Genomic DNA, 15,999 nt, shown 5'->3' on the forward strand with positions numbered 1-15,999 from the left:
TGCCGACTCAGCCGCGTGCCGCGCGCGCCCGGCGCACCCAGTGCGCCAGCACGCGCACCAGCCGATCGGGGTCGATCGGCTTGGCGAGGAAGTCGTTCATGCCGTGGCGCAGCGCACTGTCGCGCTGCGACATCAAGGCGTCGGCGGTCAGCGCGATCACCGGCAGCATGCCCGCACCGTGCGAGCGGCGGATCGCGATGGTGGCGTCGATGCCGCCGAGCACCGGCATCTGCAGGTCCATCAGCACCGCGTCGAACGGTGTGCCGCGCCGCGTCGCCTCGGCCACAGCCCGCAGCGCCTGCTCGCCGTTGGCCGCGGTCACGACCTGCGCGCCCCAGTGCGCCAGCGTCGCCTCGGCCACCAGGGTGTTCACTGGATGGTCCTCGACGAGCAGGATGCGTGCGTCCTTCAGCGCATCCACCGGTGCGAAGCGCGTCGGCAACGCTGCCGCCTGTCCGGCGGCGCGGTTCAGCGGCAGGTCCGTCCAGAAGCGGCTGCCCTCCCCGGGCGTGCTGAGCATGCCCACGCCGCCGCGCATCAGCACGGCGAGCTGGCGGCAGATGCTCAGGCCGAGGCCGGTGCCACCGAAGCGCCGCGTCGTCGAGGCATCGGCCTGCGAGAACGGGTGGAACATGCGCGGCTGCAGCTCGGTCGGAATGCCCGGTCCGCTGTCGCGCACCTCGAGCCGGGAACGTCCGTCGACGCGCCGCGTCGCGCGCAGCGCGATCCAGCCCTGCTCGGTGAACTTGAGCGCGTTGCCCAGATAGTTGGCGAGGATCTGGCGCAGCCGCACCGGGTCGCCGTTGACCCACTGCGGCACGCCGGGGTCCAGTTCGAAGCGGAACTCCAGACCTTTCGCCGCGGCGAGTTCGGCGTAGGCGTCGCGCATCTGGACGAGCATCTGGTGCAGGTCGAAGTCGACCTGCTCGAGCGTCAGCCGGCCGGCTTCGATCTTGGACAGGTCGAGGATGTCCGAGATCAGTCCGGCGAGCGCCTGGGCGCTGTCGTCGATGTGTTCGAGACACTCGCGCAGCCGCGCCGGCGGCAGCGACGGGTCCTGGGCCAGGCGCACCAGGCCGAGCAGGCCGTTGAGCGGCGTGCGGATCTCATGGCTGGTGTTGGCAAGGAACTCGCTCTTCGCGCGGTTGGCCGACTCGGCCTGGTCGCGCGCGTCGGCCAGCGCGGCCGCGACGCGACGGCGCTCGGTGATGTCGTCGACGATCCAGATCGTGCCGCCGCTGCCCGGGTGCCGCCGGTCGATCGCCCGCGCGCGCAGGTTGGCCCAGAACACGCTGCCGTCGCGCCGCGCCATCTCGAACTCGCCCTCGAAGGCGGCGCCGGACTGCAGCAGCGGTGAGGCGTGGCGGCCGACGTCGGCATAGGCCGCGTCGCTGGGCCACACGGCGCGTCCGCTGCAGCCGACCAGTGTGCCGGGGGGCCAGCCGAAGATCTCTTCGAAGCGCGGATTGGCGTGCTGGAACTGGCGGTCGCGCGTGACGGCGATGCCGACGAAAGCGGTGTCGAGGATCGCCTCGAGCGGCAGGTCAGTGGTGGTGGCGAGCATGGCGCGGCGGTTCGGTCATCGATTACAACGCGCCGCCGCCGTCGTCGCCGTCGTGTCGTTGCGCGCCGCGCCCGCAAGCGTGAGCTATTGCCGGGGCGATACAGACCCTCACAGGCCTGCGCTAGCATCCGCGCTCCCCTCGAACCGTCCGACGACCATGACCGACAGCCTGCAAGCCACCGTGCGCACCCGCGCGAACGTCTATTTCGACGGCAAGTGCGTCTCGCACAGCCTGGAACTGGCCGACGGCAGCAGGAAGAGCGTCGGCGTGATCCTGCCCTCGACGCTGCGCTTCACGACCGGCGCGCCCGAGCGCATGGAATTGCTGGAGGGCGAATGCCGGGTCAAGCTGCCGGGAGCCGCCGACTGGGCGAACTACCGTGGTGGCCAGTCCTTCGACGTGCCGGGCCAGTCGGCCTTCGACATCGAGGTGACGCAGACGCTGCACTACGTCTGCCACTTCCTCTGACGATCGGCAGAACCCCTGCGCGGACGGGGGTGCGCGTTTCGCGGCAGCATGCCACCCCATGCGCCGACTGATCGCCTTCCTCCTCGTTGCACTCGCCTGGGGCGCCGCCGGCGCGCAGGCATTGAGGCCGGTGCCGGTGGTGACCGGCCTGGACCATCCCTGGGCCCTGGCCTTCCTGCCCGACGGCCGCATGCTCGTCACCGAGAAGCCCGGCCGGCTGCGCATCGCCCGCGCCGACGGTCGCGTCGGTGCGCCGCTGAGCGGCCTGCCTGCGGTGGATGGCGGCGGCCAGTGCGGGCTGCTCGACGTCGCCGTCGACCCCGACTTCGCGAACAACGGTCTCGTCTTCTGGACCTTCGCCGAGCCGGGTGACGGCGGCAATTCGACCGCGGTCGCCCGTGGCCGGCTCGTCGGCGACCGGCTGGTGGAGGTGCGCACCATCTTCAGCCAGCGGCCGAAGGTGACCAGCCGCCACCACTGCGGCTCGCGCATCGTCTTCGGCCGCGACGGCACGCTGTGGGTCGGCCTGGGCGACCGCTTCTCGCGCAAGGAAGACGCGCAGAATCCGGCCAACCACCTGGGCAAGGTGGTCCGCATCGACCGCGAGGGCCGGCCACCGGCCGACAACCCGAAGTTCGCCGCGCCCGAGGTGTGGAGTCTCGGGCACCGCAACATCCAGGGCGCCGCGGCCCATCCGGTCAGCGGCGAACTGTGGACCCTGGAGCATGGCCCGCAAGGCGGCGACGAGGTCAACGCGCCGAAGGGCGGGCGGAACTACGGCTGGCCGCTGGTCACCCGCGGCCGCAACTATGTCGTCGGCACGCGCATCGGCGAGGACGGGCCCAAGCCGGGTTACGAGGAGCCGTTGAAGGTCTGGGTGCCGTCGATCGCCCCCAGCGGCATGGCCTTCCTCACCAGCGAGCGCTATCCGGGCTGGAAGGGCAGCCTGTTCGTCGGCGCGCTCAAGGCCCGCGTGCTCGTGCGCCTCGGCCTCGACGGCGGGCGGGTCATCGCCGAGGAGCGGCTGCTGGAAGACCTTGGCGAGCGCATCCGCGACGTCCGTCAGGGCCCGGACGGCTGGCTCTACCTGGTCACCGACGGCAGTGACGGCCGGGTGCTGCGCCTCGAGCGCTGATCGATCAGACCACCACCGGCTCGGGCTCCAGCCGGATGCCGAAGCGCCCGTAGACGCTCTCCTGGATGGCGCGCGCCAGCGTCATCACCTCCGAGCCGATGGCGCCGCCACGGTTGACCAGCACGAGGGCTTGCCGGTCGTACACCGCTGCCTGGCCGACCGCCTTGCCCTTCCATCCGCAGGCGTCGATCATCCAGCCGGCAGCCAGCTTCACCGTGCCGTCGGGCATCGGGTAATGCACGATCTCCGGATCGCGGCCGATGATGTCGCGGCACTGCTCGGGCGTAACCACCGGGTTCTTGAAGAAGCTGCCGGCATTGCCGATCAGCGCCGGGTCCGGCAGCTTGGTGCGGCGGATCGCGCACACCCAGTCGAAGATCTGCCGCGGCGTCGGGTTGGAGATGCCGCTGTCGCGCATGCGCCGCTCGATGTCGAGGTAGCCGAGCACGGGCTGCCAGGGCCGCGGCAGGCGAAAGCGCACCCGGGTGATGAGCGTGCGGCCGGCCAGCGAGTGCTTGAACACGCTGTCGCGGTAGCCGAAGGCGCAGATGCCGGGGCCGAGCGTGACGCTGCGGCCGGTGACGAGATCCACCGCGTCGAGCGATTCGAAGCGGTCCTTCAGCTCCAGCCCGTAGGCGCCGATGTTCTGCACCGGCGCTGCACCGACGCTGCCGGGTATCAGCGCCAGGTTCTCCAGCCCGGGCCAGCCCTGCTCCAGCGTCCAGGCGACGAATCCGTGCCAGCCCTCGCCGGCGCCGGCCTCGACGATCCAGGCGTCGCTGCGCTCCTCGACGAGGCGCATGCCGCGCACCTCGACCTTCAGCACCACCTGAGGCATGTCGCGCGTCAGGATGATGTTGCTGCCGCCGCCGAGGATGAACTTGGGCGCGCGGCCCAGGCTCGGGTGGTCGACGACGCGACGCACGTCCGCGTCGCTCGCGATGCGCACCAACTGTTGCGCAATTGCGGGCAATCCGAACGTGTTGTATGGCTTCAGGCTGACGCCCGACTCGATTTGCATGCGAGAATTTTCGCCTATGCCGAGCTTTGACACCGTCATCGAACCCAACCTCGTCGAGGTGCGCAACGCCGTCGACCAGTCGGCCAAGGAAATCGCCACGCGCTTCGACTTCAAGGGCTCGTCGGCCGGCGTGGAGTTGACCGAGAAGCAGATCACGGTCCATGCCGACAGCGACTTCCAGATCGGCCAGGTGAAGGACATCCTCACCGCCAAGCTTGCCAAGCGCGGCGTCGATGCACGCTTCATCGATGGCAGCGCGAAGATCGAGAAGATCGGCGGCGACAAGGTCAAGCAGGTGCTCACGGTGAAGAGCGGCGTCGACAGCGACACCGCCAAGAAGATCCAGGCCGCCATCAAGCAGAGCAAGATGAAGGTGCAGGCCGCCATCCAGGGAGACACCGTGCGCGTGTCCGGCGCCAAGCGCGACGACCTGCAGGCGGCCATGCAGTTGATCCGCAAGACCGTGCCCGAGGCGCCGGTCTCGTTCAACAACTTCCGCGACTGACCTTGAAGATTGCGCCGGCGGCCGTGCTTTCCCTGCTGCCGGCGATCGCGCTCGCGCAGAGCGTGTCGATGAGCGGCAGCCTCGGCGACAAGGCCCTGCTGGTGATCGACGGCACGCCGCGCACCGTCGCCGCGGGCAGCACCGTCGCCGGCGTTAAGGTGATCCGTGTCACCGGCAGCGAGACCGTGGTCGAGGTCGGCGGCAAGCGCCAGACGCTGCCGCTCGGCGGCGCCCAGGTCAACCTCGGCGGCGCGGCGAGCGCCGGCAGCGGCACGCAGATCGTGCTCGCGGCCGGATCGGGCGGGCACTTCGTCACCCAGGGTTCGATCAACGGCCGCGCGGTGCGCTTCGTCGTCGACACCGGCGCCACCAACGTCGCAATGAGCGAGGCGGAAGCCCGGCGCATCGGCGTGGACTTTTCGCGCGGCCAGCGCGGCATGGTGCGCACCGCCAATGGCGACGTGGTCGCGCACCGCGTCTCGCTGCGCGAGGTGCGCATCGGCGACGTGACGGTCTACAACGTCGACGCCACCGTGGTCCCCTCGCCGATGGACATCGTCCTGCTCGGCAACAGCTTCCTGTCGCGCTTCCAGATGAGGCGCGATGCCGACGTGCTGGTGCTCGACAAGCGCTACTGACGACCGGCGGTGCAGGTCGCAACGGATCTGTGTTCGTCGCGCCGAGATCAGCGCCGCGGCGGCCGCGCCAGCGCGAAGGCCCCCACCGCCACGGCCCCCACCGCCGCCAGACCGAGCAGCAGTTCGCGGTAGCCCGGCAGCGCCAGCAGCAGCCAAGCGGTGGCCAGCGGCGCGGCGGCGCGCGAGAGCAGCGCGATCGCGCTCATCGCGCCGCTGATGCGACCGACGTGTTCGCGGCCGAAGTACTGCGGCACCAGGTTGCCGCGCACGATGGTGACCAGGCCGTTGGCCAGGCCGAACAGCGTGGCGAAGAGCAGCAACGCGAGCCTGCCGTCGGCCAGCGCGAAGATCGCCAGCGACAGCGGCAACCCGCCCAGCACGACGAGGCCGAGCAGACGCGTCGACACCCAGCGCCCGAAGGCGAGGAAGGCGAGCCGGCCGGCCACCTGGGCGGGCCCGAACCACACCACCACCGCCAGCGCACTGGCCTCGCTCAGCCCTTTGGCGGCGAAGGCCGGCATGATGTGCGCCCACAGCGCCGCGGCGGCAAAGGCATACAGCGTGAAGGTGGCGGTGAGCAGCCAGGAGGTGCGTTCGCGCAGCGCCTCGTGCAGCGTGGCATCGTCGGCGGCATCGTGGGGCCGCCCCGGGCTGTCGTGCGTCGGCGTGCCGCGCAGGGCCCAGGCGTGCAGCGGCGCCCCGACGGCGAGCAGCACCACGCCGATCGCCGCCAGCGCACCGCGCCAGTCGAGCCAAGCGACCAGCGCCGCCACGGCAGGGAACGACAGCGTGCTGGCGAAGCCGCCGACCAGCGTCAGCGCCGTGATGCCCTCGCGGTACTGCGCCGGAAACCGCCTGGTCAGCACGTTGAAGGCCGGTTCGTAGAGCGTCATCGCCATCGCCGCGCCGAGCAGCACCCAGGCGCCATGAAGCCACGGCAGGCTGGTCGCGCGCGACCAGGCGAGGAAGCCGAGCCCGGCCAGCGCGGCACCCAGCGTCATCACCATGCGGCCCCGGCCATGGTCGATGGCGGCGCCGACGGCGTAGGTGGTGGCGCCCCACACGCCCAGTCCGACGGTGAAGGCCCCCATCACCTCGGGCTTGCTCCAGCCCAGTGCACGCTGCATCGGCAGCACGAAGGACGAGAAGCCATAGTAGAGCGCCGCCCAGCACAGCAGCTGGCCCGCCGCCAGGGCCGCGACGGTGGCGCGAAAGCCCGGCGGACTCACCGCCGCGCCGTGCCGCCGCGGCGCCGGTCGGCCTGCACGCCGCTCACCAGCTGCGTGCCCAGCGCCGCCGCGTGCGACGTCAGCCGCCGCAGCGCCTCGTCGAGCGCCGCCAGCAACGGTTCGTCGAGCGCATCGAGCATCGCACGGTTGATCGCGGCGACCTGCGGAAACATTTCCTCGTAGAGCGACTGCCCGCACGGGGTGACCTGGACCACCGCGCGGCGAGCATCGCCCGGCCGCGCCACGCGCTGCACCAGCCCCTTGGCCGACAGCGAGCCGATCGCCCGCGACGTCCGTGCCCGGTCGAGGTGGGCGCGATCGGCCAGTTCCGACGGCGATGTCGCGCCCTGGGCCGCCAGCAGGGCGAGCAGGCGCCACTCGCGCCGCGTGATGCCGTAGCGCCCCTCGCACAGCCGCACCACCGGCGCACCGCTGAGCGCATGCAGCCGCGCCAGCCGGTAGTTCAGCAGGTCGTCCAGGCCCTGCGGGTCTCTGAGGGTCATTGCCGAGATGGATTGATTTCTGCAATCCATTGTGCGGCACCTAGCATGGCTGCCGGCAAACCCATGAACATCCTCTTCATCATGGCCGACCAGCTGCGCTGGGACCACCTGTCCTGCGCCGGCCACCCCTACCTGACGACGCCGAACCTCGACGCGCTGGCGCGGCGCGGCGTGCGCTTCGCCAATGCCTTCGTCAACAGCGGCGTGTGCGGCCCGAGCCGCATGAGCTTCTATACCGGCCGCTATCCCGTCAGCCACGGCGCGACCTGGAACCGCGTGCCGCTGTCGATCGGCGAGGTGACGCTGGGCGAGTACCTGAAGGATGCCGGCCGCACGCTGGCACTGGCGGGCAAGACCCATGTGATGCCCGACCACGCCGGCCTGGCGCGCCTGGCGCTGGACGGTGGCAGCGAACTGGGCACCTTCCTCGAACGCGGCGGCTTCGTCGAAATCGACCGTTACGACGGCCACCACACGCCCGGCCACGAGAGCGGCTACCCCGCCTTCCTGCGCGCGCACGGCTACGCGGGCGACGACCCGTGGAGCGACTACGTCATCGCCGGCATCGACGCGCAGGGTCAGCTGGCCAGCGGCTGGCACATGCGCAACGTGCACCTGCCGGCGCGCGTGCAGGAGGCGCATTCCGAGACCGCCTACATGACCGACCAGGCGATCCGCTTCATGCGCGAGCAGGGCAGCCGCCCCTGGGTGCTTCACCTGAGCTACGTGAAGCCGCACTGGCCCTACATGGCGCCGGCCCCCTACCACGCGATGTACCGGCCCGAGCAGTGCCTGCCGGTGGTGCGCAGCGAGGCCGAGCTGCACGACGCGCACCCCGTCGTCGCCGCCTACCGGCAGCAGGAGGAATGCGTCAGCTTCCAGAACGACGAGTGCATCCGCACCGTGCGCCCCGCCTACCAGGGGCTGATCAAGCAGCTCGACGACCACCTCGGCCGGCTGTTCGACACGATGCAGTCGATGGGGCGGATGGACGACACGCTGGTCGTCTTCACCGCCGACCACGGCGACTTCCTCGGCGACCACTGGCTGGGCGAGAAGGAGCTGTTCTACGACACCGTCCAGAAGGTGCCCTTCATCGTCATGGACCCGCGCCGCGAGGCCGATGCCACGCGCGGCCGCGTCGAACCGCGCTTCGTCGAGGGCGTGGACCTGGTACCCACGGTGCTCGATGCCCTCGGCGTGAGCGGCGCCTCGCAGCGCATCGAGGGTCGCAGCCTGCGGCCGCTGCTGCATGGCGAGTCGCCGTCGTGGCGCGATTTCGTCTACAGCGAACTCGACTACGGCTTTCGCGAGGCGCGCCTGCGGCTGGGCAAGACGCCGCAGCAGGCGCGCGCCTTCTCGATCCGCGACGAGCGCTGGCGCTACGTGTACTGGCTCGACGAGCCCGAGCAACTGTTCGACCTCGCCGCCGACCCGGACCAGATGCAGGACCTCGGCCGCGACGCCGGGCATGCCCCGGTGCGACAGGCGCTGCGCGAGCGGCTGCTCGACTTCCTGGCGCGCCGCAAGCACCGCACGACGGTGAGCGACGAGTTCGTCGAGCAGCGCACCAACCGACACAAGCAGGCCGGCGTGTACTTCGGCCAATGGTGAACCGAACACTGCAAGGAGACAGACCCATGACCCAGACCCGCTCACGCCGCCGCTTCGGCACCCTCGTCGCCGCCGCCGCGCTCGCATTTGCCGCCGGCACCGCCGCGGCGCAGGAAGGCACGGTGCGCATCGTCGTCGGCTACCCTGCCGGCGCCACGTCCGACTCGCTGGCGCGCGTCCTCGCCGAGCACATGCAACGCACGCTGCAGCAGACGGTGATCGTGGAGAACAAGGCCGGCGCCGGCGGGCGCATCGCCAACGAGCTCGTCAAGGCGGCGCCGGCCGACGGCAGCACCTTGCTGATGACCCCCGTGGCGACGATGGCCATCTTCCCGCACTCCTACGCCGGGCAGTTGCGCTACGACCCGGTGAAGGACTTCGTGCCGGTGGCGCACCTGAGCAACTTCCAGGTCGGCCTGGGCGTGGGCACCGCCGTGCCAGCGAAGACGCTGGCCGAATACGTCGCCTGGGTGAAGGCCGATCCCTCGAAGAACGGCTTCTATGCGTCGGCCGCGCCGGGCAGCATCCCGCACTTCTTCGGCGTGATGTTCGCCAAGTCGGCCGGCTTGACGCTGACGCACGTGCCCTACAAGGGAACGTCGGCGGCCATGACGGCCATTGCAGGCGGCGAGGTCAGCGCGATCTCCACCGTGGCCGCCGACATCCGCGCGCTGGTCGCGGGTGGCAAGGCGCGTCTGCTCGCCGTCGCGGGCGAACAGCGCGACGCGAACTTCCCCGACGTGCCCACCTTCCGCGAACTCGGCCACGACCTGGTCGCCAAGCCCTGGTACGCGCTGTTCGCGCCGGCGGGCACGCCGCCGGCGGCGGTGGAGCGGCTGTCGAAGGCCGCCCTGGCGGCGCTGGCCGATCCGGCGCTGCACAAGCGCCTGGTCGAGATGGGTCTGGAGCCCACCGGGTACGGCCCGGAGCGTCTCGGCGCCATCCTCAAGGAAGACCTGGATCGCTGGGGCCCCCCGATCCGCGCTTCCGGCTTCAAGGGAGACTGACCGGGCACCCCTGCTGTCGCCGCAGGGACAGGGAAAAATGGCACGGTCGTGCTAAAACGCACCCTGAACCGAAAGCCCTTCCGGAGACAGCGATGGACCTGAACTTCACGCCCGAGGAGCAAGCCTTCCGGGCCGAGATCCGCGCCTGGGTGGCGGACAACCTGCCCCAGGACATCAGCCACAAGGTGCACAACGCGCTGCACCTGACGCGCGACGACATGCAGCGCTGGGCCAAGATCCTCGGCAAGAAGGGCTGGCACGGCTGGGCCTGGCCGAAGGAGTTCGGCGGCCCCGGCTGGAACGTCATCCAGCGCCACCTGTTCGAGGAGGAGTGCGCGCTGGCCGGCGCGCCGCGCGTCGTGCCCTTCGGTCCGGTGATGGTGGCGCCGGTGATCATGGCCTTCGGCTCGCCCGAGCAGCAGCAGCGCCACCTGCCCGGCATCATGAGCGGCGAGGTGTGGTGGAGCCAGGGCTACAGCGAGCCGGGCTCGGGCTCCGACCTTGCCTCGGTGAAGTGCCGTGCCGAGCGCAAGGGCGACTACTACATCGTCAATGGCCAGAAGACCTGGACCACGCTCGGCCAGTACGGCGACTGGATCTTCTGCCTGGTGCGCACCAGCACCGAGGGCAAGCCGCAGACCGGCATCAGCTTCCTGCTCATCGACATGAAGAGCCCCGGCATCACCGTGCGGCCGATCATCATGCTCGACGGCGGCCACGAGGTGAACGAGGTCTGGTTCGACAACGTCGAGGTGCCGGTCGACAACCTGGTGGGCGAGGAGAACAAGGGCTGGACCTATGCGAAGCACCTGCTCGCCCACGAACGCACCAACATCGCCGACGTCAACCGCGCCAAGCGCGAGCTTGAGCGGCTCAAGCGCATCGCCAAGGCCGAAGGCGTGTACGAGGACACGCGCTTCCGCGACGAGGTCGCCAAGCTCGAGGTCGACATCGTCGCGCTGGAGATGATGGTGCTGCGCGTGCTGTCGGCAGAGAAGAGCGGCAAGGCGGCGCTGGACGTTGCCGGCCTGCTGAAGATCCGCGGCAGCGAAATCCAGCAGCGCTACACCGAGCTGATGATGCTCGCCGCCGGGCCCTACAGCGTGCCTTTCATCCGCGAGGCGATGGAAGCCGGCTGGCAGGGCGACCAGGTCGGCGCGGCGCACTGCGCGCCGCTGGCCGCCAACTACTTCAACTACCGCAAGACGACGATCTACGGCGGCTCGAACGAAGTTCAGCGCAACATCGTCTCCGCTACGGTGCTCGGGAGCTGACCATGGACTTCGATTTCTCCGACGACCAGGAATCGCTGCGCGACGCGGTGCGCCGCTGGGTCGACAAGGGCTTCGGCTTCGAGCGCCGCCACGGCATCGCGAAGGCCGGCGGCGCCACGCGCAAGGTCTACGGCGAGCTCGCCGAGCTGGGCCTGACCGGCCTGGCCGTGCCGGAATCGCAGGGCGGCATGGGCTTCGGCCCGGTCGAGGCGATGGTGGTGTGCGAGGAGCTCGGCCGAGGCCTGGTCAACGCGCCCTATGCGCATGGCGCGCTGGTGGCGCCGACGCTGCTGTCCGCTGCGCCGGCCGAGCTGCAGGCCGAGTGGCTGCCGAAGATCGCCGACGCCTCGGCGCTGATCGTGCTCGCGCATCAGGAGCGCGCCGCCCGCTACCGCCTGAACCACGTGACGACGACAGCCGCGAAGGTCGGCAGCGACTGGACGCTCAGCGGCGCCAAGAGCCTCGTGCCCGCGGGCGACGAGGCCGACGCCTTCATCGTGCCGGCGCGCACCGCCGGCGCAGCCGCCGATGCGGCCGGCATCGGCCTGTTCCTCGTGCCCAAGGGCGCGAACGGCCTCGCCGTGCGCGGCTACCCGACGCAGGACGGCGCGCGCGCCGCCGAGCTCGCGCTGAAGGACACGCCGGCGACATGGATCGCCGCCGACGCCCTGCCGCTGCTCGAGCAGGCCATCGACGCCGGCATCGCCGCGGTCTGCGCCGAAGCCGTCGGCGCGATGGACAAGCTGGTCGGCATCACCGCCGAGTACATGAACACGCGCAAGCAGTTCGGCGTGGCGATCGCCACCTTCCAGGCGCTGCGCCACCGCATCGCCGACGTGAAGATGCAGCTCGAGCTGGCGCGCTCGATGAGCTACTACGCCAGCCTCAAGCTCAGCGAGGCGCCCGCCGTGCGCCGCCGTGCGATCGCCCAGGCGAAGTACCAGCTCGGCCAGTCGATGCGCTTCGTGGGCCAGCAGTGCATCCAGCTGCATGGCGGCATCGGCGTCACCGACGAGTACATCGCCAGCCACTACTTCAAGCGGCTGACGGTGCTCGAGATGACCTTCGGCGATTCGCTGCACCACCTCGGCGAGGTGTCCGCGCGCATGCAGGACAGCGCCGGCGTGTTCGCCTGAACCCGGCGTGACGCCGCTGCCGGCTAGGATGCCGGCATGAACGATTCCATCGTCGACGTGGCCGGCGTGAGCGTCGGCCACTTCAGCGACCGCCGCCGGCCCACCGGCTGCACGGTGGTGCTGGTGCCCGAGGGGGCGACCTGCGGCGTCGACGTGCGCGGCGCCGCACCCGGCACGCGCGAGACCGAGCTGCTCTCGCCCTTGAACGCCGTCGAGAAGGTGCATGCCGTGCTGCTGGCCGGCGGCAGCGCCTTCGGCCTCGATGCAGCGGGCGGCGTGATGCGCTGGCTCGAAGAGCGCGGCATCGGCGTGGAGGTCGGGCCCGCGCGTGTGCCCATCGTGCCCGCGGCGATCCTGTTCGACCTCTGGCTCGGCGACGCGCGCATCCGGCCGGACGCCGCCGCCGGCCACGCGGCCTGTGTCGCGGCGAGCCGCGACATTCCCGCCCAGGGCAACGTCGGCGCCGGCGCCGGCGCGACCGTCGGCAAGCTGTTCGGCATCGAGCGTGCGATGCGTGGCGGCATCGGCAGTGCCGCGGTGACGGTCGGCGGCATCACCGTCGGCGCCCTCGTGGCCGTCAACGCGCTCGGCGACGTCATCGACCCGTCCAGCGGGCAGCCTGTCGCCGGCGCACGCACCGCCGGCGGCGCGCGCCTGCAGAATTCGATGGACGCCTTGTTGCGCGGCGAACTGCCCGCGCCGCTGCAGCCCGGCGCCGCCACCACGTTGGGCGTGATCGCCACGGACGCGCAGCTCACCAAGTCGCAGGCGAACAAGATCGCGCAGATGGCCCACGACGGCCTCGCGCGCTGCATCAACCCGGTGCACACCATGGGCGACGGCGACACGCTGTTCGCGCTGGGCACCGGCACCGCCGGCCGCAGCACCAACGTCACCCTGCTCGGCGCACTCGCTGCGGAGGCCACCACGCGGGCGGTGCTGCGGGCCGTGCGTGCTGCGTCGCGCCTGGCGGAGCCCGGCCTTCCCGCACTGCCTTGCGCGTCGGACCTCGCATGAGCCCTTCCCTGCCCACCCATCGCAGCGCGGTGGACGACGATCCGCGCCGACCGCGACGACAGGTTCGCGCGAGCGGACGGCGCGTGGACCGGCGCTCCCGGCAGCGGGTGGAAGGGGGCCGAGAAGCTGCATGACCAGGCGCGCCACCACCCTCGCCCAGGTGCTCTTCTCGCAAGGCTTCGGCAGCCGGCGAGAGTGCGAAGGCCTGATCGCCTCGGGCTTCGTCAGCCTGGCCGGCCAGGTCTGCGACGACCCCTGGCACGAGGTCGACCCCGTGGACCTGGTCTTTGGCGTGCAGGGCCGATGCTGGCCGTTCCACGAGAAGGCGCTGGTCCTGCTGCACAAGCCCGCCGGCTACGAGTGCTCGCAAAAGCCGAAGCACCACCCGAGCGTGCTCAGCCTGCTGCCTGCACCCTTGCGCCGGCGCGGCGTGCAGCCGGTGGGCCGGCTCGACGAGGACACCACGGGATTGCTGCTGCTCACCGACGACGGTGCACTGATCCATCGGCTCACCTCGCCCAAGCACCACGTGCCCAAGGTCTACGAGGTGCGATGCAAGCATCCGGTCGACGAACGGCAGCTCACGGCGCTGCGCGAGGGCGTGGTGCTCGACGACGACCCGGCGCCGGTGCGCGCCGCGGCCTGCGAGGCCGACGGCACGCACGGCCTGCGCCTCACGCTCACCGAAGGCAAGTACCACCAGGTCAAGCGCATGGTCGCCGCCGCGGGCAATCGCGTCGAGGCCCTGCACCGGAGCGGCTTCGGCGCGCTGACGCTGCCGGCCGACCTCGGCCCCGGCCAGTGGCGCTGGCTGGCCGGGCCGCAGGACATCACTGGGGCGCCGACGCCGGCGGCTTCCAGCCGTTGACCATGCCGACGTAGGCCCAAAGCAGGTCGATCTGCTCCGGCTTCAGCGTGCCGCCCCAGGCCGGCATCGCGCCCTTGCCGTTCGTCACCGAACGCACGAAGCGCTCCTTGTCGTGCTGCGGAAAGGTGCGCAGGTCGAAGCCGATGCCATTGGTGACGAGATTGATGCCGTGGCAGCGGGTGCAGGAGCTGACGTAGATCCTGCGCCCGGCCTCGGCGGCGTCGGCTGCCGACGGCTGCGCACCCACCGCCGACGCTGCGGCCGCGAGCGCCAGCAGGGCTGCGGTGCGATGTCCCGCGGTCATCGTGCCGAGGGCAGCGCGAAGGTCCACACCGAGCCGCCGGCCGGCACGTTGGCGGTGTCCGGGTCGCCGGCAAGCGCGCCGTAGACATGCGCCGACCCGCTTAGCACGGTGATGTACTCGCGACCGTTCTTCTGCCAGGCGATCGGCAATCCGGAGATGCCCGAGCCGGTCTGGAAGGACCACAGCTTCTTGCCCGTCTTCGCGTCGTAGGCCATGAACTGGCCGTTCTGCGCACCGGTGAAGACCACGCCCGAGGCGGTCGACAGCACGCCGGCCCAGAACGGCGACTTGTTGCGCACCGTCCATACCGCCTTGCCCGCCACCGGGTCCCAGGCCACCAGCGCGCCGCGGCTGCCGTCGGAGGGGTCGACGAAGCCACCGAGTTCGAGACCGAGGTACCAGTTCGGTCCGCCCGGCCGTTCCTGCTTGACGTACTTGACCTTCATGCCGAGGTCGATCGAGTTCAGGAAGACGAGGCGGCGCGCCGGATCGTAGCTCATCGGCATCCAGTTCTTGCCGCCGAAGGCGCTCGGCCAGACCTCGATGAAGTCCTTCATTTCCTCGGTCTGGCGCACCATCGCCGTCATCGGCGTGTCGATGGGGCGGCCGCTGGCCTTGTCGATGCCACTGGCCCAGTTGACCTTGCGCGCGAACTGCGTGCCGGAGATCAGCTTGCCGTTCGTGCGGTCGAGCACGTAGAAGAAGCCGTTGCGGTTGGCCTGCATCAGCACCTTGGTGCTCTTGCCGTTGATCGGCAGTTCCGCCAGCACCAGCTCGTTGGTGCCGTCGTAGTCGTACGGGTCGCCGGGGGCGAACTGGTAGTGCCAGACGATCTCGCCGGTGGAGGGCCTGAGCGCCAGCACCGAGCCGATGTAGAGCGAATCGCCGCCGCGCGTGGCCGCGTTCCACGGGCCGCCATTGCCCACCCCCCAGTACACGAGGTTCAGCTCGGGGTCGTAGCTGCCGGTCAGCCAGGTCGGCGCGCCGCCGGTCTTGTAGGCCTCGCCCTTCCAGGTGTCGCCGCCGGGCTCGCCAGGAGCGGCAGTGGTCCAGCGATGCCACTTCTTCTCGCCGGTCTTCAGGTCCCAGCCGTCGAGGAAGCCGCGCGTACCGTATTCACCGCCGGAGATGCCGGTGATCAGCACGCCGTCGGCGATCAGCGGCGCGTGGGTCATCGAGTAGCCGTCCTTGTACTCGGCCGCCTTGCTCTTCCAGATCGTCTTGCCGTCGACCATCGAGACGGCCATCACGTGCGCGTCGATGGTGGTGCGGTAGAGCACGCCGTTCAGCGCCGCCATGCCGCGCGTGTGGATGCCGCAGCACAGGTAGCCGGCGATGTCGTTGGGCAGTTCGATTGCCGTCTTCCACTTCTGCCGGCCCGTCACCGCGTCGATGGCGATCGTGTGCGTGTGCGAGGCGACGTACATCGTGCCATCGATGACCAGCGGCTGGTTCGAGGCGTTGGTCGAGTTGTCCAGGCTGAGGTTCCACACCGGCGCCAGGTGCTTCACGTTGGCCGGCGTGATCTGCCTGAGCGGCGTATGGCGCTGCAACGACCAGCCCATGCCGTAGGTGGTGACGTCGCCGGGCGTGGCGGCGTCGTTGCGCAGGTCGGCGATCGTCTGCGCGTGCGTGCCCGTCAGGGCGCCCGACAGCGCCATTGCCGCCACGCAGCGCACCAGCGTCTTGTCCATGATGTCTCCTCGTCGTGTTCC

Annotated in this window: 16 protein-coding genes; 10 read left to right on the top strand and 6 right to left on the bottom strand. The window is 70.6% G+C overall.

Annotated features, from left to right (window positions below; genetic code table 11):
- Positions 1-7 precede the first annotated feature (7 nt).
- The gene (locus tag Q0599_RS13905) at positions 8-1,564 is read right to left on the bottom strand and encodes an ATP-binding protein (protein WP_298830330.1); all 1,557 of its coding nucleotides are present in this window, start codon (positions 1,562-1,564) and stop codon (positions 8-10) included.
- Positions 1,565-1,721: 157 nt separating this feature from the next.
- On the opposite strand from Q0599_RS13905, the gene Q0599_RS13910 reads away from it, so the two are divergent.
- Both Q0599_RS13910 and Q0599_RS13915 read left to right on the top strand, forming a co-directional pair.
- Positions 1,722-2,033, top strand: a complete 312-nt coding sequence (locus tag Q0599_RS13910; protein WP_298830332.1) for a pyrimidine/purine nucleoside phosphorylase — start codon at positions 1,722-1,724, stop codon at positions 2,031-2,033.
- A gap of 58 nt (positions 2,034-2,091) precedes the next feature.
- Positions 2,092-3,168 (top strand): PQQ-dependent sugar dehydrogenase, encoded by a 1,077-nt coding sequence (locus Q0599_RS13915; RefSeq protein WP_298830334.1) that lies wholly within the window; start codon positions 2,092-2,094, stop codon positions 3,166-3,168.
- 4 nt (positions 3,169-3,172) lie between these two features.
- Here the strand turns inward: Q0599_RS13915 and murB are convergent, their stop codons facing one another.
- Positions 3,173-4,189: a UDP-N-acetylmuramate dehydrogenase gene (gene murB / locus Q0599_RS13920; protein WP_298830335.1), complete on the bottom strand. Its 1,017-nt coding sequence runs from the start codon at positions 4,187-4,189 to the stop codon at positions 3,173-3,175.
- Between the two features lie 16 nt (positions 4,190-4,205).
- Here murB and Q0599_RS13925 point away from each other — a divergent pair, with 16 nt between their 5' ends.
- On the top strand, positions 4,206-4,694 hold the full coding sequence (locus tag Q0599_RS13925) for a YajQ family cyclic di-GMP-binding protein (RefSeq protein WP_298830336.1): 489 nt from the start codon (positions 4,206-4,208) through the stop codon (positions 4,692-4,694).
- A gap of 2 nt (positions 4,695-4,696) precedes the next feature.
- A complete protein-coding gene (locus Q0599_RS13930; protein WP_298830337.1) occupies positions 4,697-5,332 on the top strand; it encodes a retropepsin-like aspartic protease in 636 nt (211 codons plus the stop codon).
- 47 nt (positions 5,333-5,379) lie between these two features.
- Here Q0599_RS13930 and Q0599_RS13935 read toward each other — a convergent pair whose 3' ends face one another.
- Together Q0599_RS13935 and Q0599_RS13940 are read right to left on the bottom strand one after the other, a co-directional pair.
- The gene (locus Q0599_RS13935) at positions 5,380-6,561 is read right to left on the bottom strand and encodes an MFS transporter (RefSeq protein WP_298830339.1); all 1,182 of its coding nucleotides are present in this window, start codon (positions 6,559-6,561) and stop codon (positions 5,380-5,382) included.
- Positions 6,558-7,064, bottom strand: a complete 507-nt coding sequence (locus tag Q0599_RS13940) for a MarR family transcriptional regulator (RefSeq protein ID WP_298830341.1) — start codon at positions 7,062-7,064, stop codon at positions 6,558-6,560. Before Q0599_RS13940 ends, Q0599_RS13935 begins: the two co-directional genes overlap by 4 nt.
- Positions 7,065-7,127: 63 nt before the next feature.
- Between Q0599_RS13940 and Q0599_RS13945 the strand changes: the two genes are divergently transcribed.
- The 6 genes from Q0599_RS13945 (at position 7,128) to Q0599_RS13970 (ending at position 13,980) form a co-directional block, all read left to right on the top strand.
- Positions 7,128-8,678, top strand: coding sequence for a sulfatase-like hydrolase/transferase (locus Q0599_RS13945; protein ID WP_298830343.1), 1,551 nt, complete (start codon positions 7,128-7,130; stop codon positions 8,676-8,678).
- 26 nt (positions 8,679-8,704) lie between these two features.
- Positions 8,705-9,685, top strand: a complete 981-nt coding sequence (locus Q0599_RS13950; protein ID WP_298830345.1) for a tripartite tricarboxylate transporter substrate-binding protein — start codon at positions 8,705-8,707, stop codon at positions 9,683-9,685.
- Between the two features lie 92 nt (positions 9,686-9,777).
- Entirely contained in the window at positions 9,778-10,959 is a 1,182-nt protein-coding gene (locus Q0599_RS13955) for an acyl-CoA dehydrogenase family protein (protein WP_298830347.1), read from the top strand.
- 2 nt (positions 10,960-10,961) lie between these two features.
- Complete coding sequence (locus tag Q0599_RS13960; RefSeq protein WP_298830348.1) at positions 10,962-12,095, top strand: acyl-CoA dehydrogenase family protein; 1,134 nt, start codon at positions 10,962-10,964, stop codon at positions 12,093-12,095.
- A 36-nt stretch (positions 12,096-12,131) separates the two neighbouring features.
- The gene (locus Q0599_RS13965; protein WP_298830349.1) at positions 12,132-13,112 is read left to right on the top strand and encodes a P1 family peptidase; all 981 of its coding nucleotides are present in this window, start codon (positions 12,132-12,134) and stop codon (positions 13,110-13,112) included.
- A 130-nt stretch (positions 13,113-13,242) separates the two neighbouring features.
- Positions 13,243-13,980: a pseudouridine synthase gene (locus Q0599_RS13970; protein WP_298830351.1), complete on the top strand. Its 738-nt coding sequence runs from the start codon at positions 13,243-13,245 to the stop codon at positions 13,978-13,980.
- Here Q0599_RS13970 and Q0599_RS13975 read toward each other — a convergent pair.
- A complete protein-coding gene (locus Q0599_RS13975) occupies positions 13,943-14,284 on the bottom strand; it encodes a cytochrome c (protein ID WP_298830352.1) in 342 nt (113 codons plus the stop codon). The two genes, Q0599_RS13970 and Q0599_RS13975, sit on opposite strands and share 38 nt — an antisense overlap.
- The gene (locus Q0599_RS13980; protein ID WP_298830354.1) at positions 14,281-15,978 is read right to left on the bottom strand and encodes a PQQ-dependent dehydrogenase, methanol/ethanol family; all 1,698 of its coding nucleotides are present in this window, start codon (positions 15,976-15,978) and stop codon (positions 14,281-14,283) included. Before Q0599_RS13980 ends, Q0599_RS13975 begins: the two co-directional genes overlap by 4 nt.
- Positions 15,979-15,999 lie beyond the last annotated feature (21 nt).

This window comes from uncultured Piscinibacter sp., from assembly GCF_937952055.1.
GTDB lineage: Bacteria > Pseudomonadota > Gammaproteobacteria > Burkholderiales > Burkholderiaceae_C > Piscinibacter.

Bases quoted from the DNA above. Each gene is read 5' to 3' on its own strand.
- Q0599_RS13955 (WP_298830347.1), top strand. From the start codon at position 9,778: ATGGACCTGAACTTCACGCCCGAGGAGCAAGCCTTCCGGGCCGAGATC.
- murB (WP_298830335.1), bottom strand. From the start codon at position 4,189: ATGCAAATCGAGTCGGGCGTCAGCCTGAAGCCATACAACACGTTCGGA.
- Q0599_RS13975 (WP_298830352.1), bottom strand. From the start codon at position 14,284: ATGACCGCGGGACATCGCACCGCAGCCCTGCTGGCGCTCGCGGCCGCA.
- Q0599_RS13950 (WP_298830345.1), top strand. From the start codon at position 8,705: ATGACCCAGACCCGCTCACGCCGCCGCTTCGGCACCCTCGTCGCCGCC.
- Q0599_RS13940 (WP_298830341.1), bottom strand. From the start codon at position 7,064: ATGACCCTCAGAGACCCGCAGGGCCTGGACGACCTGCTGAACTACCGG.
- Q0599_RS13965 (WP_298830349.1), top strand. From the start codon at position 12,132: ATGAACGATTCCATCGTCGACGTGGCCGGCGTGAGCGTCGGCCACTTC.
- Q0599_RS13915 (WP_298830334.1), top strand. From the start codon at position 2,092: ATGCGCCGACTGATCGCCTTCCTCCTCGTTGCACTCGCCTGGGGCGCC.
- Q0599_RS13945 (WP_298830343.1), top strand. From the start codon at position 7,128: ATGAACATCCTCTTCATCATGGCCGACCAGCTGCGCTGGGACCACCTG.
- Q0599_RS13905 (WP_298830330.1), bottom strand. From the start codon at position 1,564: ATGCTCGCCACCACCACTGACCTGCCGCTCGAGGCGATCCTCGACACC.
- Q0599_RS13980 (WP_298830354.1), bottom strand. From the start codon at position 15,978: ATGGACAAGACGCTGGTGCGCTGCGTGGCGGCAATGGCGCTGTCGGGC.
- Q0599_RS13910 (WP_298830332.1), top strand. From the start codon at position 1,722: ATGACCGACAGCCTGCAAGCCACCGTGCGCACCCGCGCGAACGTCTAT.
- Q0599_RS13925 (WP_298830336.1), top strand. From the start codon at position 4,206: ATGCCGAGCTTTGACACCGTCATCGAACCCAACCTCGTCGAGGTGCGC.
- Q0599_RS13970 (WP_298830351.1), top strand. From the start codon at position 13,243: ATGACCAGGCGCGCCACCACCCTCGCCCAGGTGCTCTTCTCGCAAGGC.
- Q0599_RS13960 (WP_298830348.1), top strand. From the start codon at position 10,962: ATGGACTTCGATTTCTCCGACGACCAGGAATCGCTGCGCGACGCGGTG.